Below are 17,103 nucleotides of genomic sequence, written 5' to 3'. Positions count from 1 at the left end.
CAAGCTGCCCAGAGCACCCTCGTGCGGTTTTATTCTTGAATCGAATCACAACCAAACGGAACGGTTACGATAAATACACCGTCGACGTTAACACCGCCATTGATAATTTCGCACCTTGCCCAAAAGGTAAGTACCTTAAGACAGATCTTCCGATGAATCACTTTAACGTCTACAAATATAACTGCTCGGTTAATCGACGTGCATTTATGGATGGGAGATCTCGGTGACTGGGAAAAAGCTCCGGGTAGCGATCGCTGGCGTCGGGAATTGCGCATCATCTTTTGTGCAGGGTATATGCTATTACGCCGGCGCTAAAGCCAATGAACCACCCCCTGGGCTTATGACAGTCGATCTCGGCGGCTATCACGTAGGGGACATCGAAATTTCGGCTGCCTTCGATGTTGCCGCATCGAAAGTGGGGACCGACGTCGGGGAAGCTATTTTTGCTCCTCCCAACAATACTTTTCGCTTTGCAAAGCCGCCGAGCTTCGGCGTGCGGGTAGAGCGCGGCCCGACCCTGGATGGCATCGGCAAATACCTCGCCGGCGACATCGCCGAATCGGAGCGACGCCCGGTGAATGTGGCGGAAACCCTGCGCCGCACCGGCACCGACATCCTGGTGTCCTACCTGCCGGTCGGCTCGCAGCAGGCCACCGAATTCTACGCCGAACAGGCGCTGGAGGCCGGCTGCGCCTTCGTCAACTGCATCCCGGTCTTCATCGCCTCCAACCCGGTCTGGGCGCAGCGCTTCGCCGAACGCGGACTGCCGATCATCGGCGACGACATCAAGAGCCAGGTCGGCGCCACCATCGTCCACCGCATGCTGGCCAACCTGTTCCGCGAGCGCGGCGTGCGGCTCGACCGCACCTACCAGCTGAATTTTGGCGGCAACACCGACTTCAAGAACATGCTTGAGCGCGAGCGGCTGGAATCGAAGAAGATCTCCAAGACCCAGGCCGTCACCAGCCAGCTCGACGTGCCGCTCGACCCCGACGACGTCCATGTCGGCCCCAGCGATCATGTGCCGTGGCTGACCGACCGCAAATGGGCGCATATCCGGCTGGAAGGCACCACCTTCGGCGGCGTGCCGCTGAATGTGGAGCTGAAGCTGGAGGTCTGGGACAGCCCGAATTCGGCCGGCATCGTCATCGACGCGGTGCGCTGCGCCAAGCTGGCGCTCGACCGCGGCATCGCCGGCCCGCTGGTCGGCCCGTCCAGCTATTTCATGAAGTCGCCGCCGGAGCAGTTCACCGACCACGAGGCACGGGACCGCACGCTGCGCTTCATCGCCGGCGACCCTCTCGGGACAAAGCCGCCCCGCCTGATGTGAGCGGTGGCATGGAAACCATCTTCATCCTGATCCGCCACGGCTCGCACGACCGGCTCGGCTCGGTCCTGTGCGGCCGTATGGCCGGCGTGACGCTGAGCGCCCAGGGCCGGGCGGAGGCAGAGGCTTTGGCCGACCACCTGTCGTCCCAGCGCCTGACGGCGGTTCTGTCCAGCCCGCTGGAGCGCGCCATCGAGACCGCCACCCCCATCGCCGAGCGGCAGGGCCTGGCCCCGGCCATCGAGCCGGCGCTGAACGAACTCGACCTCGGCGCCTGGAGCGGCAAGCGGTTCGACGAGCTGCATGGCGACCCCGCCTGGGACCTGTGGAACCGGGCACGCAGCCATGGCCGCCCCACTCCGGGGGAAACCCCCGGCGAGTCGATGGCGGAGGCGCAGGTCCGCATCGCCGCCTTGCTCGACCGGCTGCGCCGCGCCCATCCCGGCGGAACGCTGGCCCTGGTCAGCCATGGCGACATCATCAAGGCGGCGCTGGCCCACGCCCTGGGCCTGCCGCTGGATTTCCATGGGCGATTCGACATCGGCCCGGCCTCCCGCAGCGTCCTGATCGCCGGCGATTGGGGGCTGAAGGTCCACAGCATCAACGAGGGTGCGGCATGACGAGCCTGACGGCCGACCAGATCCGCGACCGGGTGGCAGAACTCGGCGACTGGTTCCACAACATCGACCTCAACGGCGTGCGCACGGCGCCCGACCATTTCCTCAACGACTATCCCAACGTCAAATGGAAGCGGTTCGAGCATGCGGTGCCGAAGGATCTGACCGGCCGCACCGTTCTCGACATCGGCTGCAACGGCGGCTTCTACTCCATCGAGATGAAGCGCCGCGGTGCAGACCGGGTGGTCGCCATCGACTTCGACGACCGCTATCTGGCCCAGGCCAAATTCGCCGCCGAGGTGACCGGCCAGGACATCGAGTTCCACAGGATGTCGGTCTATGACGTCGCCAAGCTCGGCGAGAGCTTCGACGTCGTGCTGTTCATGGGCGTGCTCTACCACCTGCGCCACCCGCTGCTGGCGCTCGACCTGATCCACGACCATGTCGCCGGGGATCTGATGATTTTCCAGTCGATGCAGCGCGGCTCGGCCGAGGTGGCGCCGGTGCGCGCCGATTACGACTTCTTCGAGCAGGACCATTTCGACGATCCCGGCTATCCGAAGCTGCATTTCATCGAACACGAATACGCCCGCGACTGGACCAACTGGTGGGCGCCCAATGCCGCCTGCGCCGAGGCCATGCTGCGCAGTGCCGGCTTCGCCATCGCCGAGCATCCGGAACGCGAGGTCTATGTCTGCCGCCGGGTCGACCGCCCGACCGGGGCCGGGGCCGTCTATCCCGCCAAGCCGAAAGAAGACGCCGTGACGAAAGGGACCGAGGGATGATCGAAGCCGCCAAGATCTGGAACGAGCCCAACAACAAGTCGCACTGGGATCCCAACCTCGACCCCGAATGGGACCTGTTCGCCCGCATGACCCTCCTGGCCGGACAGGCGATCCGGGCGGAGAATTCCACCATCACCCGCGTGCTGGGCGGCATGTCGCCCATCGACCCGTCCTTCATCCGCCGGCTGGAGGAGCGCGGCGTGCTGGACGAGATCGACGTGGTGGCCGTCCACGGCTTCCCGCTCGACTGGAATCTCTGGCAGATCCACGAGTGGCCGAACAAGATCGACGAGATCCGCGCCGTGACGGACAAGCCGATCTGGGTGACGGAGGCCGGCGTGTCCTCCTTCGGCGCCGAGGAGGTGCAGGCCTGGGGCGTCACGCGCACCGCCGAGCTGCTGATCGGCAAGGTGCCGCGCATCCACTGGTACAGCCTGTACGACCTGCCCAGCCATTGGGAGGCCACCACCCGCCACAAGGAGGCGGAGGGATCATCCTACTACCGTCATTTCCACATGGGGCTGCTGCGCGCCGACGGCACGCCGAAGCCGGCGGTGGAGGCCTTCGCCCCCTATGCCGGCCGGATGGGCATCTGCCAGTGGTTCCATTACGAGGACCACCGGCTGGATGAGGCGGTGGCGTGGCTGAAGCGGTTGGGCGTGCGCCATCTTCGCACCGGCCTGTCCTGGGCCGACAGCTTCCGTCCCAACGCGCTGGACTGGTTCGACCGCCAGATGGAGGCGCTGGCCGATTTCGAGGTGACCGTCACCTTCTGCTTCACCCCCGAACATCGCGGCGTCGAACCCCACCACACCAGCCCGCCCCAGGTGGCCGAGGAGTTCGCCGAGTTCTGTGCCGCGATGATCCGCCGCTACGGCACCACGCGGACGGCCGGTTCGGCGGCGTCGATGGCGGCGGTGGGGTAAGGCCGCGCGCAGAACCGGCAAAAGCGGTTCGGAACGAGCAATCACGCCAACGGGCATCTCCCTAGGATCGGTGCAGCCCAGCGCCCTTACGGAGATGCCCCATGACGGTCCGCCTTCGTGCGGCAGCGGTCGCCCTGTTGCTGTGGATCGGCCCGGCACATGCGGCCCAATCGCCAAATCAGCCGCCGCCGCTGACCAACACCCGCTTCGACGAGGATTACCGCTACCTGCTGTCACCCGAGGCCGGGTCCGGCGCTTATTGGGAACGGTTCAAGGCCATCCCGGTCACTCCGGACGGCTTCGCCTCGCTCTCCACCGGGCTGGAGCTGCGGCTGCGCGGCGAGGCGGTCCGCAACAGCGGCTGGGGCCAGGACGAGCCGCGCAACGACGCCTATGGCCTGTGGCGCGCCCTGCCCTATGCCGACCTGCGCGTGGGTGAGAGCCTGCGCCTGTTCGGCCAGCTGATCATGGCCGACACGGTGGGCAAACTGGACCCGCTGGCCCCGCCCGATTCCGACCGCATCGACCTGATGCAGGGCTTCGCCGACCTGAATGCCCCGCTGGGCGAGGCCCAGGGCACGCTGCGGGTGGGCCGCCAGATGCTGGCCTACGGTTCGGAACGGCTGATCTCCATCCGCTACGGCGCCAACGTGCCGCGCTCCTTCGACGCGGTGAAGGGCATCGTCACCGCCGGTCCCTGGCGGGTCGACGCCTTCTACGGCCGGCCGATCCAGCCGACGCCGGATCTGCTCGACGACGGCCGCGACGCCAAGCGCACCGCCTGGGCGCTCTACGCCACCCGCCCGCTCGATCTGGGTTGGGGCGGCAGCGCCGGGCTGGACGCCTATTACATCGGTTACCGCAACCGCCGCGCCAGCTTCGAAGCCGGACGGGGCAACGAGCTGCGTCACACCGTCGGCCTGCGCAGCTTCGGCAAGGCCGCCGGCTGGGACTGGAACTGGGAGGCGATGGGCCAGTTCGGACGCTTCGGCAGCGGGTCGATCCGGGCATGGTCGCTCGCCACCGACAGCGGCTACCGCTTCACCGACCTGCCGCTGCAGCCGCGCCTCGGCCTGAAGGCCAACATCGCCAGCGGCGACAGCAACCCGCGCGACGACCGGCTGGAGACCTTCAACCCGCTGTTCCCGCGTGCGAAATACTTCGGCGAACTGACGCCCATCGGCCCCTTCAACCTGATGAACCTGCACCCGTCGGTGGACTTCGCCCTGTCCGACGAGTTCAGCCTGTCAGCCTCCGCCATCGCCTTCTGGCGCGAGAGCCTGGACGACGGCGTGTACAATCTGACCGGCGGTCTGCTGCGCTCCGGTGCGGCGTCAAAAGCACGCTATGTCGGCACCCAGGGCGAGCTGGTGCTGTCCTACAGCTCCGGCCGGTCCTTCGAGGGGCTGATCTCCTATTCCCTGTTCCGCCCCGGCCCCTTCCTGAACGACAGCGGCCCGGCCAAGACCATCCACTTCGCCGGGATGGAGGGGGTTTTCAAATTCTGAACCCCGCCTCCGCCCCCCATTCCATCACCCCCTGTAGTGCCGGCCGAAGCGGTTGTTCAGGAAGGCGTCCAGCGGCACCTGCTCCTGCCGGATGAAGCCGGCCTGCGGAATGGACCCTTCGCGCAGCAGATCCAGCACGGCGCAGATGCCGGCGGCGGTGGTGACCTGGATGGCGCTCCAGGTGCGGCCGGCGATGGGCTTGCTGTAGATCTTGGTGGCGAAGGTCTCCTGCCGCAGTTCGCCGTCCTGCATGCCGGTGGCGGTCGCCAGCACCAGAACCACGTCCTGCAGGGTCAGCGGCACCGCGGTCTCCAGCACATCCTTCAGCAGGTGGCGCCGCTCGCCCAGCCGCAGGTCGCGGATCAGCAGGCGGACGATGTCGCGGTGGCCGGGATAGCGCACGGTTTTGTAATCGAGGTTCCGCACCTTGCCGGCCAGCGTCTCGCACAGCGAGCCCAGCCCGCCCGAGGTGTTGAACGCCTCGTAATCGACGCCGTCCAGCGCGAAGCGCTCGTCGCCCTCCAGCGGCATCACCTCGTGCGGACGGCCGTCGACGATGGCCTCGCACGGGTTGCAGTATTCGTTGATGAGCCCGTCGGTGCTCCAGGTCAGATTGTATTTCAGGGCGTTGGTCGGGTATTGCGGCAGGGCGCCCACCCTAAGGTGCAGGTTGTGCAGCTCGTCGAAGCGCCGGGCGAGGTCATGACCGACGATGGAGATGAAGCCCGGCGCCAGACCGCATTGCGGGATCAGCGCGGTGTTGGCGGTCTCCGCCAGCATCTTCACCTTGCGGGTGGCGGCGACATCCTCGGTCAGGTCCAGGTAATGGGCGCCGGCCGCGACGGCGGCGCTGGCGATGGCCGGGGTCAGGGTGAAGGGGCAGGCGCTCAGCACCGCATGCTGGCCCGCCATGGCGGCACGCAGAGACGCCGGGTCCTCGACGTCGACGCGCATCACCCGCAGCCCGGCATGTTCGGCGCGGTACAGCAGCGCCTCGTCCCGGTCACCGATGGTGACGGCGAAATCGTCGGTCTCGGACAGCAGCGTGCCGATCATCGACCCGATCTTGCCCGCCCCCAGAACCAGAACCTTCATCGTTGCCATCTCTCCCGCTCCTCTGTTCAGCCCTGTGTGTTGGCGATTTGGCTCGCACACAAAAGGTGTCGGTTGAAACGGCCGGGCAGAACCGGGCAAAGCGCCGGCCACGCCGGAGTTTCCCGGCGGATCGACGGAAATCCCGTTGAAATGACGGGCACGCTTTATCCCTCGCGTGGCGTCGACACCGGCGCTAAGGTCGCAGCCGGTTTCCCCAATTCCGGCCCACCGCCATGACCACCCGCCAACTGACCGCCCCGCACGCCGTCCTGCTGGAAGAGCCGCAAAACGGCATCCCCCAGACCAGCGAAATGATCCGCGGCGAACGCTTCCGCATTCTGGAGGAGCGTGATGGCTGGCTGCGGGCGGAGAATGGTTTCGACGGCCATGTCGGCTGGCTGCCGCCGGGCACCGCGCACCGGGAGCCTGTCGCCGCCACCCACCGCGTGCGGGCCCTGCGTGCCGACCTGCACCCCGGCCCGACACATCGGGCGCCGCCGGTGGCCACGCTCAGCTTCGGGTCGTCGGTGACGCTGGACGGCCGGGCCGAGAATGGCTGGGTCGGCACCGACGATGGGCTGTGGCTGTTCGCGGGCTGGCTGGAGCCGGTGGATACGGCCCCCGCGACCGACCACATCGCCACCGCCCTGCGCTTTCTGGAGACGCCCTATGTCTGGGGCGGGCGCAGCAGCTTCGGCATCGACTGTTCCGGGCTGGTGCTGACCGCCATGGCCGCGGCCGGCGTGGTCTCCCACCACAGCAGCGGCATGCAGCGCAAGGACGGGCGGCTGGGAGAATGGCTGTCCGAAGATGGACGCGGCGTCGAGTATCGGCGCGGCGACATCGTCTTCTTTCCCGGCCATGTCGGGCTGATGGTGGACGGGGCGAACCTGCTGCACGCCACCGTCTTCACCATGTCAGTCGTGGTCGAACCCTTGAGCGAAGTCGCCAAACGCGCAGAGATCAACGGCGTCCGCCGTCCCGGCCAGGGCGTCCGCCGCCCCAACGTTACGCGGGCGTAGCGCTTCCCCCACCAGCAGCAGGGTCGGCCCCTTGCCGGCGGCCACGCCCTGCTCGGCCATCTCGCCGAGCGTCGTCCAATAGCGCCGCTCGTCGGGCCGGCAGCCATTCTCCACCGCCAGCACCGGCGTGTCGCTGGGCAGCCCGGCCGCGGTCAGCCCCTGGCCGACCGCGCGGGCCTGTTCGCGCCCCATATAGATCGCCAACGTGCCCTGCGGGTCGGCCAGCCGCGCCCAGTCGGGCTCGAACCGCTCGCCGTCGCGGCCATGGGCGGTGACGAAGGTGACGGCGCGCGACACCCCGCGCTTGGTCAGCGACAGCCCCGCCGAGGCGGCACAGCCGAGCGCCGCCGTGATGCCGGGGATGACGCGCACCGCAATGCCAAGGCTGTCGAGATGCTCGATCTCCTCACCGGCGCGGCCGAACACCATCGGGTCGCCGCCCTTCAGGCGGACGACGCGCTTGCCACGTTGCGCATGGAAGGCGATCAGCGCGTTGATCTCCCCCTGCGGCAGCGAATGCCGGCCGGAGCGTTTACCGACGCAGATGCGCTCCGCCTTCGGATGAGCCAGGTCGAGGATGCCGTCGCCGACCAGCGCGTCGTAGAGCACGACCTCGGCGGCGGCGAGCGCCTTGACGGCGGCGACGGTGAGCAGGTCGGGATCGCCGGGACCGGCGCCGACGAGGGTGACCTGCCCGCACTCTTTTGGCCGAGCGGAACCAGATCCCCTCTCCCCCCCGGGGAGAGGGTTAGGGTGAGGGGGACGCGTGGCGGCCCTTTCCCAAGGAACAGGGGGAAGGGACAAAGCACCGCCGCCAACGCCCGCAAACCGCGGCACCAAGAGGCGCACCAAAGCCGCGAGACCATCAAGCCACTTCGCGCTGGTGAGCATGACGAAGCACCTCCTTGAGTTCGGGCACGCAGGAACCACAATTCGTGCCGGCTTTCAATGCCGCGCCGATCTCCGCCACGCTGGTCAGCCGGCGGTCGCGGATGGCACCGACCAGCCGGTTGACGCCGACGCTGAAGCAGGCGCAGACGATCCGCCCTTCATCCGCGGCAGCACCCGGCGCCCGCCCGGCGAGCAGCCCGGCCCGCGCGCCGTCGTCCAGCCCGTCGGCCTCCAACAGTCCGGCGAGCCAGCCGCGCGGCGGCAGACGCCCATCGGCGGCGACGAACAGGCAGGCCTCCAGCCGGTCCCCGTCCATCCAGGCCATCCGCAGACCGCCGCGCGCATGGTCGCGGAACTCCACCACTGCTTCGGCGGGGTCGAGGCCGGGCAGCCACTCCGCCACCGCCGGGATCGCCCCCGTTCCCGCCATCTCCACCAGATGGCCGCCCGCCACCGCACGGCGGGCCCAATAGCCGCCACGGACAGGCTCCACCGGCCGGCGGGTCAGCAGGAAGGCGGTCCAATGCGGCCGCCAGGGCTCCACCGTCGCCGGCATCCGCTTCAGGTCCGGCTGGCCGGAGACCGGGTCCACCGCCTCGTCGTCGATCAGCCGGCCGATGACGCAGCCGCCGGTGAAGCGGTCGGTCCAATGCATCGGCAGGAAGATGGTGCCTTCGCCTTGGGCATCGGTGACGCGCACCCGCGCCAGCGCTTCACCTGCCGAAGTGGCAATACGGGCGAGTCCGCCATCGGTCAGCCCGCGCGCCGCCGCGTCCGCCGGATGGATGTCCAACCGGGGCTCCGGCACATGGGCCGACAGCCGCGCCGACAGGCCGGTGCGGGTCATCGTGTGCCACTGGTCGCGCAATCGCCCGGTGTTCAGCAGCAGCGCCCCGTCCGGCACCTCGCGCGGCAGCGGCTTCGCCGAGACCGGCAGCATCCGGGCGCGCCCGTCGGCGGTGAAGAAGCGGCCGTCGCCGAACAGCCGCTTCTGCGGCTCGCTGCCTGCGCGCCAGGGCCAGGGGAAGGGCACCAGCGCGTCATACCCAACCTCATCCAGCCCGCCCAGCGCCCCGATGTCGAAGGCGCGCGAGCCGCCATTCTCGAAGGCGGACAGCGCCGCATGCTCGCGGAACACCGCGGCGGCGCTCTCATACGGAAAAGCCTCGGCGAAATCCATCCGCCGCGCGATCTGCGTCACGATCCACCAGTCCGCCCGTGCCTCCCCTTCCCCGTCCCTGAAGGCGCGCTGGCGCGAGATGGTGCGATCGGAGTTGGTGACGGTGCCGTCCTTTTCGCTCCAGCCCTTGGCCGGCAGGCGGATATGGGCGAAGCGGCCGGTGTCGGTGTCGCGGATGCAGTCGGAGACCACCACCGTCTCGCAGCGTTCCAGCGCCCGGCGCACCCGGCCGGCGTCCGGCATGCTGACCGCGGGATTGGTCGCCATGATCCACACCGCCCTGACCGTGCCGGCCTCGATGGCACGGAACAGGTCCACCGCCTTCAGCCCCGGCTTGTCCGCCATGCGTGGCGCCTGCCAGAAGCGACCGACCCGGTCCACCTCTTCCGCCGAGAAGCCCATATGCGCGGCCAACTGGTTCGCCAGCCCACCGACCTCTCGCCCGCCCATGGCGTTGGGCTGCCCGGTGACGGAGAAGGGACCGCAGCCCGGCCGGCCGATGCGCCCGGTCAGGAAATGGACGTTCAGGATGGTGTTGACGGTGTCGCTGCCCTGGGAGGACTGGTTGACCCCCTGGGAATAGACCGTCACCACCCGCCCGGTCGCCGCGAATTCGGCGTAGAAGGCGGCGACCTCCGCCTCCTCCAGCCCGCAGCGGCGGGCGACCGTCGCGATGTCCGGCGCGTCGGCGCGGGCGGCGGCCAGCGCCTCCTCAGTCCCTTCGGCATGAGAGTCGACGAAGCCTTCGTCGCGATGGCCGTACTCATCCAGATAGGCCAGCAGGCCATTGAACAGCAGCGCGTCGGTGCCGGCCTTCAGCGCCAGATGGCGGTCGGCGGCATCGACGCAGTCGGTCCGCCGCGGATCGACGACAACGATCCGCGTGCCGCGTTCAGCCCGGGCCGCCAGCAGCCGCTGGTTCAGCACCGGGTGGCACCAGGCGAGGTTCGACCCCACCAGCACCACCAGATCGGCGCAGTCGAAATCCTCGTAAGCCCCCGGCACCGCGTCGGCGCCCAGGCCCCGCTTGTGTCCGACCACCGACGAGGCCATGCAGAGCCGCGAGTTGGTGTCGATGTTCGCCGAACCGATGAAGCCCTTCATCAGCTTGTTGGCGACGTAGTAATCCTCGGTCAGCAGCTGGCCGGAGACGTAGAAGGCCACCGAGTCTGGCCCATGCTTGGCGATGGTGTCGGAAAAGCGCCGGGCCACCGCGTCCAGCGCCGCGTCCCACGACACGCGCCGATAGCCATCTTCCGGATTGCCGATTTCCGGATGGAGCAGCCGCCCGTCCGCCACCAGCGTGTCGGCCAGCGCCGATCCCTTGGAGCAGAGCCGTCCCCGGTTCGCCGGGTGGTCGGCATCGCCGCGCACGGTCACGGCACCATCGGCTGCCACCGTCGCGATCACCCCGCACCCGACCCCGCAATAGGGACAGGTGGTCTTCACCTCCCGTTTCGGCCCGGAAGACGGCCCCCCGCTTGGGTCAGGCCCGTCAAACATGGCCGCAGGCCTTGCGGCAGCCGCCGCGCGACAGCTTGGCCTCGCCGAGCGCGATGGCGACGCTGCGCCCCTCCACCCGCACCGGAACATGGCCGGTGCGGCCCTCGTCGGGGGCGACGGCCTCGCCGGTCGCAAGCTCGATCACCCAGTTGTGCAGCGGGCAGGTGACGCGGCGGCCATGGACGATGCCTTGGGAGAGCGGCCCCTGCTTGTGCGGGCAGGCATCCTCCAGCGCGAAAACCTCGTCGGCGGCCGTGCGGAACAGGGCGATGTCGCCGTCGGGGGTACGGACGACGCGGGAGCCCAGCACGGGGATGTCGTCGATGCTGCCGACCTGGGTCCAGACAGTCTCAGAGATGGCGGTTTCCATGATGATGCTGTCCATGATCGGTTACCCCACTTCGGCGAGCAGATTGAATTCGTGACGGTCGACACCCTTGGCGGCGCGTTCCGCCCAAGGGTCGTCCTGCGAGAAGGTCTGCGAGAACAGGAAGCGCGCGTTCAACGCCCGGCGCCGCTCCGGATCCTCGACCAGCGCCGCTTTGATGTGGTCGAGACCGACCCGCTCGACCCACGGCGCGGTGCGCTCCAGATAGCGGGCCTCCTCGCGGTAGAGCTGCATGAAGGCGCCGGTGTATTCCAGCACCTCCTCCTCCGTCGCCACCCGGACCAGCAGGTCGCAGGCGCGGACATGCAGGCCGCCGTTGCCGCCGACATGCAGCTCGTATCCGCTGTCGATGCAGACGACGCCCAGGTCCTTGATGGTGGCTTCGGCGCAGTTGCGCGGGCAGCCGGATACCGCCAGCTTGACCTTGTGCGGGGTCCAGGTGCCCCAGGTCATCCGCTCCAGCTTGACGCCCAGCCCGGTCGAGTCCTGCGTGCCGAAACGGCACCATTCCGAGCCGACGCAGGTCTTCACCGTGCGCAGCCCCTTTGCATAGGCATGGCCGGACACCATCCCGGCGGCGTTCAGATCGGCCCAGACCGCCGGCAGATCCTCTTTCTTCACGCCGAACAGGTCGATGCGCTGGCCGCCGGTGACCTTCACGGTCGGAATGTTGAACTTGTCGACCACGTCGGCGATGGCGCGCAGTTCCGCCGCATTGGTCAGGCCGCCCCACATGCGCGGGACGACCGAATAGGTGCCGTCCTTCTGGATGTTGGCGTGGGCGCGTTCGTTGATGAAGCGCGACTGGTAGTCGTCCCGGTACTCGCCCGGCCACGCGCAGAGCAGGTAATAGTTCAGCGCCGGCCGGCAGGAGGCGCAGCCGTCGGGCGTCGTCCATTCCATGGCCTGGAACACCTCGGCCATGGTCTTCAGCCCGCGGTCGACGATGGCCGCCCGCACCTCGTCATGGGTGTGGTGGGTGCATTTGCACATCGGCTTGACCTTCGGCGCGGCGGTGAAGCCGTCGCCCAGCGTCACCGCCAACAGACGCTCCACCGTGCCGGAGCAGCCGCCGCAGGAAGCCGACGCCTTGGTGTGCGCCTTCACCTCGTCCAGGCTGGTCAGGCCCTTCTCGGTGATCGCCTTGACGATGGTGCCCTTGCAGACGCCGTTGCAGCCGCAGATCTCGGCGCTGTCGGGCAGGGCGGCGATGGCCGCGTTCGGGTCGCCGGCGTCGGCGCTGCCGAAGCCCTGTCCGAAGATCATGGTGTCGCGCTCGGCCGAGACGTCGGCGCCGTCCTTCAGCAGCGAGAAGTACCAGGCACCGTCCTTGGTATCGCCATACAGCACGGCCCCCAGCAGCTTGCCGTCCTTCAGCACCAGACGCTTGTAGACGCCGCGCGCTGCGTCGCGGAACACGATGTCCTCGGTTCCCTCGCCGCCCGAGAAATCGCCGGCGGAGAACACGTCGACGCCGGTGACCTTCAGCTTGGTCGAGGTGACGGAGCCGGTGTAGGCCGCACCCTCGCCGCCCGCGAGGTCGTGGGCCAGCACCTTCGCCATCTCGAACAGCGGGGCGACGAGGCCCCAGGTGACGCCGCGATGCTCGACGCATTCGCCGACCGCGTAGATCGACGGGTCGCTGGTGCGCATCTGGTCGTCGACGCGGATGCCGCGCCCGCAGTCCAGCCCGGCCGCCTTGCCCAGCGCCATGTTGGGACGGATGCCCACGGCCATGACGACGATGTCGGCCGGCAGTTCGCGCCCGTCCTTCAGCCGCACCGCACTGACCCATTCGTCGCCGACGATTTCCGCCGTGTCGGCGCCGGTCAGCACCTCGATGCCGCGGCGCTCCAGCTCGCGTTGCAGCAGCATGCCGGCCGACGGGTCGAGCTGGCGTTCCATCAGCGTCGGCATCAGGTGGACGACGGTGACGTCCATCCCCTTGACCCGCAGCCCGTTCGCCGCTTCCAGACCCAGCAGGCCGCCGCCGATCACCACGGCGCGGCCGCCCTTCGCCGCCGCCGCCAGCATGGCGTCCACGTCGGCAAGGTCGCGGAAGCCGATGACGCCCGGCAGGGTCGAACCCGGCACAGGGATGATGAAGGGCATCGAGCCGGTGGCGATCAGCAGCCGGTCATAGGGAACGACACGGCCGGACTGCGAGATCACCGTCTTGCCCTCGCGGTCGATGCCCTCCACCGGCTCGCTGGTCAGGAGCGTGATGCCGTTGGCGTCGTACCACTCGCGGCTGTTCAGCACGATCTGGTCGAAGGTCTTCTCCCCCGCCAGCACCGGCGACAGCATGATGCGGTTGTAGTTCGGATGCGGCTCGGCCCCGAAGACGGTGATGTCGAAGCGGCCGGGCGCCTTGGCCAGCAGCTCTTCCACCGTCTTCATGCCGGCCATGCCGTTGCCGACCACCACCAGCCGCTCCCTGGCCGGGCCGGCGTTGCGCAGTTCGGCCTCGTTAAGTTCGACGGCGGGCCCGTTGTTCGATGAGAGATGCATGTCCATGGCGCGTCTGCCTCGTCTATCGTGTCCGGCCTGCTGCAAAGTCAGGCACGGGGCCAAAAAGAAAGGCGTCCGAACGGGCCGCACTCCGGCCCCGCGACTGGATCGCGAAGGCGGGTGCACACCTGTTCGGACGCCGTTGTCCGGGCGGTTCGTCGTCGAACCAGAGCCAAATCCGCGCGTCGTCGCGTGGGCTTCGGCGGTGTCGCGGGCACTGGCGACGTTGCTGGCGCCCGCTGTTGTCTCGCCACTCCCTTCGCAATCCGCGTGCCAATCACTCCGGCCATGGATCGGCGCCGGAAAACTCCAGCGATTCCGCGGGGTCCCGCCCAGATTCGCACCCAAGACCTAGGTGCCTATTTTCCAATCATTCTTAGGTACTGCACAAAGGATGACCACGCAGGCTTGTGTGCGCCGCAAAAATCGGCAGGCACCGCAGCAATCCCGTCAGGCGGCTCATACCTTCCGCCGGGTCATAACCAGCAAAACCAACCGCTTCGGCCGAATTTCCAGCAAAAGCCATCCTTTGGCATGAGGCTTGCGAAGAGGGAGGCCAGAGACGCGCCAACGACGGTGCGTGCATCCCAAGCGTCCAATGATGGGCCAGCCCCGGCAGTGTTGCCGACCCCGGTATCGACAGGCCTTCCAACAAGGCTTTTCCGGTCGATCCCGCTGGACGCGTTCGACGGTCACGGTGCCCCACCACCACATGCCCGAAAAACAGCCAGCCCGGGACTTGCCCAGAAAAACGTCACCGGTGTCGCGCACCCGACCGCTGGTCCGGATTTCAGAGATGGAGCAACCGACGTGGCCCATACCTCCCGCACCACCTCCCGCACTCTGCGCCACCTTCTCGCGTCCGCCGCTGCGGTCGTCGCGCTGACCGCAGGCGTCTCTGCCCATGCTGCCGCGCTCGACGTCGAGAAGGACCAGCTGAAGCTCGGCTTCATCAAGCTGACCGACATGGCACCGCTCGCCATCGCCGTGGAGAAGGGCTTCTTCGAGGATGAAGGCCTTTCCGTCACGCTGGAGCCGCAGGCGAACTGGAAGGTCCTGCTCGACCGCGTGATCTCCGGCGAACTGGACGGCGCCCACATGCTGGCCGGCCAACCGCTTGGCGCCACCATCGGCTTCGGCACCAAGGCGCACATCGTCACCGCCTTCTCGATGGACCTGAACGGCAACGGCATCACGCTGTCGAACGACGTCTGGCAGAAGATGAAGGCCAACGTGCCGAAGGGTGCGGACGGCAAGCCGGTCCACCCGATCAAGGCCGACGCACTGAAGCCGGTGATCGCCCAGTACAAGGCCGAGGGCAAGCCCTTCAACATGGGCATGGTCTTCCCGGTCTCGACCCACAATTACGAGCTGCGCTACTGGCTGGCGTCGGGCGGGATCAACCCCGGCTTCTACAGCCCGACCGACGTATCGGGCCAGATCGGCGCAGACGCACTGCTGTCCGTCACCCCACCGCCGCAGATGCCGGCGACGCTGGAGGCAGGCACCATCTACGGCTACAGCGTCGGCGAGCCGTGGAACCAGCAGGCGGTGGTCAAGGGCATCGGCGTGCCGGTGATCACCGATACCGAGATCTGGAAGAACAACCCCGAGAAGGTCTTCGGCGTCACCGACGACTGGGCCAGGAAGAATCCCAAGACCCACCTGGCCGTCGTCAAGGCGCTGATCCGCGCCACCCAGTGGCTGGACGAGAACAACAACGCCAACCGCGCCGAAGCGGTGAAGATCCTGGCCAAGCCCGAATATGTCGGCGCCGATGCCAAGGTGATCGCCAACTCCATGACCGGCACCTTCGAGTATGAGAAGGGCGACAAGCGCGACGTTCCCGACTTCAACGTCTTCTTCCGCTACAACGCCAACTATCCCTTCTATTCCGACGCCGTCTGGTACCTGACCCAGATGCGCCGCTGGGGCCAGATCGCCGAGGCCAAGCCCGACAGCTGGTACGACCAGACCGCGCGCAGCGTCTACAAGCCGGAGATCTTCCTGCAGGCGGCCAAGCTGCTGGTCGAGGAAGGCAAGGCCAAGGACGCCGACTTCCCGTGGAAGAGCGACGGCTACAAGCCGGTCGACAACGGCTTCATCGACGGCATCCCGTACGACGGCCACAAGCCGAACGACTACCTCGCCAAGCAGCCCATCGGTCTGAAGGGCGACCAGAAGATCGAGGGCGGTCAGGTGGTGGGCGGGTAAGCGCCCCCACGTTCCCCCACCACCGACAGCCAGGAATTTCCGCCATGACCAGCCTGACCGACACCGCCTCCGACCTAGCCCGCGCCCAGCGCAAGGCCCGTCGCGCCCACGCCCTCAACCGCGTCGCCTCCGTCCTGACCACCGTCGGCCTCGGCTGGCTGGCGCCGCTGCTGCGGCTCGCCGCCGGCGAGAACCCGCGCCAGCAGGGCATCGAGCTGTGGCGCCAGATGGGCATCCCGCTGACCGCCATCCTGCTGTTCCTCGCCGCCTGGGGCTGGGCCGCCCCGCAGGTCCAGACCAGCCTCGGCGCCATCCCCGGCCCGGCCCAGGTGTGGGAGCAGGCGACCAACCTCTACGCCGACCACAAGGCCGAACGCGCCAAGGAAGCCGCCTTCTACGAGCGGCAAAGCAAGCGCAACGCCGAGATCCTGGCGAAGGACCCGAAGGCGGAGGTGAAGACCCGCCCCTATGCCGGCAAGCCGACCTATATCGACCAGATCGTCACCAGCCTGAAGACCGTCTTCACCGGCTTCCTGCTCGGCGCCCTGGTGGCGGTTCCGCTGGGTGTCGCCAGCGGCCTGTCGCCGACGGTCAACGCCGCCATCAACCCGCTGATCCAGATCTTCAAGCCGGTGTCGCCGCTGGCCTGGCTGCCGCTGGTCACCATGGTGGTCAGCGCCACCGTGTCGGGCAGCGACCCGCTGTTCGAGAAGTCCTTCCTGACCTCCGCCATCACCGTCACGCTGTGCTCGCTGTGGCCGACCCTCATCAACACGGCGGTCGGCGTCTCCTCGATCGACCGCGACCTGATGAATGTCGGCAAGGTGCTTCAGCTGTCCGGCTTCACCATGGTGCGCCGCCTCGTGCTGCCGTCCGCCCTGCCCTACATCTTCACCGGCCTGCGGCTGTCGCTGGGCGTGGGCTGGATGGTGCTGATCGCGGCGGAAATGCTGGCCCAGAACCCCGGCCTCGGCAAGTTCGTGTGGGATGAGTTCCAGAACGGCTCCTCCAACTCGCTGGCCAAGATCATGGTGGCGGTCTTCACCATCGGCCTGATCGGCTTCCTGCTCGACCGCGTGATGCTGGCGCTCCAGTCCGCCGTCAGCCACAGCCCCGCCCGCTAAGCCCTTCCGAGA

General features: G+C 68.0%; 13 protein-coding genes. 8 read left to right on the top strand and 5 right to left on the bottom strand.

Annotation, left to right across the window (positions count from 1 at the left end; translation table 11 throughout):
• Positions 1-340 precede the first annotated feature (340 nt).
• The 5 genes from E6C72_RS28990 (at position 341) to E6C72_RS28970 (ending at position 5,163) form a co-directional block, all read left to right on the top strand.
• On the top strand, positions 341-1,330 hold the full coding sequence (locus E6C72_RS28990) for a myo-inositol-1-phosphate synthase (protein ID WP_348981194.1): 990 nt from the start codon (positions 341-343) through the stop codon (positions 1,328-1,330).
• An 8-nt stretch (positions 1,331-1,338) separates the two neighbouring features.
• Positions 1,339-1,947: a histidine phosphatase family protein gene (locus E6C72_RS28985; RefSeq protein WP_109865028.1), complete on the top strand. Its 609-nt coding sequence runs from the start codon at positions 1,339-1,341 to the stop codon at positions 1,945-1,947.
• The gene (locus E6C72_RS28980; protein ID WP_109865027.1) at positions 1,944-2,729 is read left to right on the top strand and encodes a TIGR04290 family methyltransferase; all 786 of its coding nucleotides are present in this window, start codon (positions 1,944-1,946) and stop codon (positions 2,727-2,729) included. The genes E6C72_RS28985 and E6C72_RS28980 overlap by 4 nt, the downstream gene beginning before the upstream one ends.
• On the top strand, positions 2,726-3,655 hold the full coding sequence (locus tag E6C72_RS28975) for a beta-xylosidase (protein ID WP_109865026.1): 930 nt from the start codon (positions 2,726-2,728) through the stop codon (positions 3,653-3,655). The genes E6C72_RS28980 and E6C72_RS28975 overlap by 4 nt, the downstream gene beginning before the upstream one ends.
• A gap of 101 nt (positions 3,656-3,756) precedes the next feature.
• Positions 3,757-5,163: an alginate export family protein gene (locus E6C72_RS28970; protein WP_109865025.1), complete on the top strand. Its 1,407-nt coding sequence runs from the start codon at positions 3,757-3,759 to the stop codon at positions 5,161-5,163.
• Positions 5,164-5,187: 24 nt separating this feature from the next.
• Here E6C72_RS28970 and E6C72_RS28965 read toward each other — a convergent pair whose 3' ends face one another.
• Positions 5,188-6,267, bottom strand: a complete 1,080-nt coding sequence (locus E6C72_RS28965; protein WP_109865024.1) for a saccharopine dehydrogenase family protein — start codon at positions 6,265-6,267, stop codon at positions 5,188-5,190.
• A gap of 224 nt (positions 6,268-6,491) precedes the next feature.
• On the opposite strand from E6C72_RS28965, the gene E6C72_RS28960 reads away from it, so the two are divergent.
• Positions 6,492-7,280 (top strand): NlpC/P60 family protein, encoded by a 789-nt coding sequence (locus E6C72_RS28960; protein WP_109865023.1) that lies wholly within the window; start codon positions 6,492-6,494, stop codon positions 7,278-7,280.
• Here the strand turns inward: E6C72_RS28960 and cobA are convergent.
• The 4 genes from cobA to nirB are packed head-to-tail and all read right to left on the bottom strand — an operon-like array spanning position 7,176 to position 13,753.
• Entirely contained in the window at positions 7,176-8,171 is a 996-nt protein-coding gene (cobA, locus tag E6C72_RS28955) for a uroporphyrinogen-III C-methyltransferase (RefSeq protein WP_256379137.1), read from the bottom strand. The two genes, E6C72_RS28960 and cobA, sit on opposite strands and share 105 nt — an antisense overlap.
• Positions 8,146-10,800, bottom strand: a complete 2,655-nt coding sequence (locus tag E6C72_RS28950) for a molybdopterin-dependent oxidoreductase (protein ID WP_371298591.1) — start codon at positions 10,798-10,800, stop codon at positions 8,146-8,148. The genes cobA and E6C72_RS28950 overlap by 26 nt, the downstream gene beginning before the upstream one ends.
• A 46-nt stretch (positions 10,801-10,846) precedes the next feature.
• Positions 10,847-11,224, bottom strand: coding sequence for a nitrite reductase small subunit NirD (nirD, locus tag E6C72_RS28945; RefSeq protein ID WP_371298600.1), 378 nt, complete (start codon positions 11,222-11,224; stop codon positions 10,847-10,849).
• A 21-nt stretch (positions 11,225-11,245) separates the two neighbouring features.
• The gene (nirB, locus tag E6C72_RS28940) at positions 11,246-13,753 is read right to left on the bottom strand and encodes a nitrite reductase large subunit NirB (RefSeq protein WP_169055328.1); all 2,508 of its coding nucleotides are present in this window, start codon (positions 13,751-13,753) and stop codon (positions 11,246-11,248) included.
• 810 nt (positions 13,754-14,563) lie between these two features.
• On the opposite strand from nirB, the gene E6C72_RS28935 reads away from it, so the two are divergent.
• Complete coding sequence (locus tag E6C72_RS28935) at positions 14,564-15,967, top strand: CmpA/NrtA family ABC transporter substrate-binding protein (protein ID WP_199228980.1); 1,404 nt, start codon at positions 14,564-14,566, stop codon at positions 15,965-15,967.
• Positions 15,968-16,011: 44 nt separating this feature from the next.
• Positions 16,012-17,091: an ABC transporter permease gene (locus E6C72_RS28930; protein ID WP_109865019.1), complete on the top strand. Its 1,080-nt coding sequence runs from the start codon at positions 16,012-16,014 to the stop codon at positions 17,089-17,091.
• Positions 17,092-17,103: the final 12 nt, after the last annotated feature.

The organism is Azospirillum sp. TSH100 (assembly GCF_004923295.1).
GTDB lineage: Bacteria > Pseudomonadota > Alphaproteobacteria > Azospirillales > Azospirillaceae > Azospirillum.
Note: the sequence above shows the minus strand (reverse complement) of the source record. Positions and strands in the feature narration are given on the sequence as shown.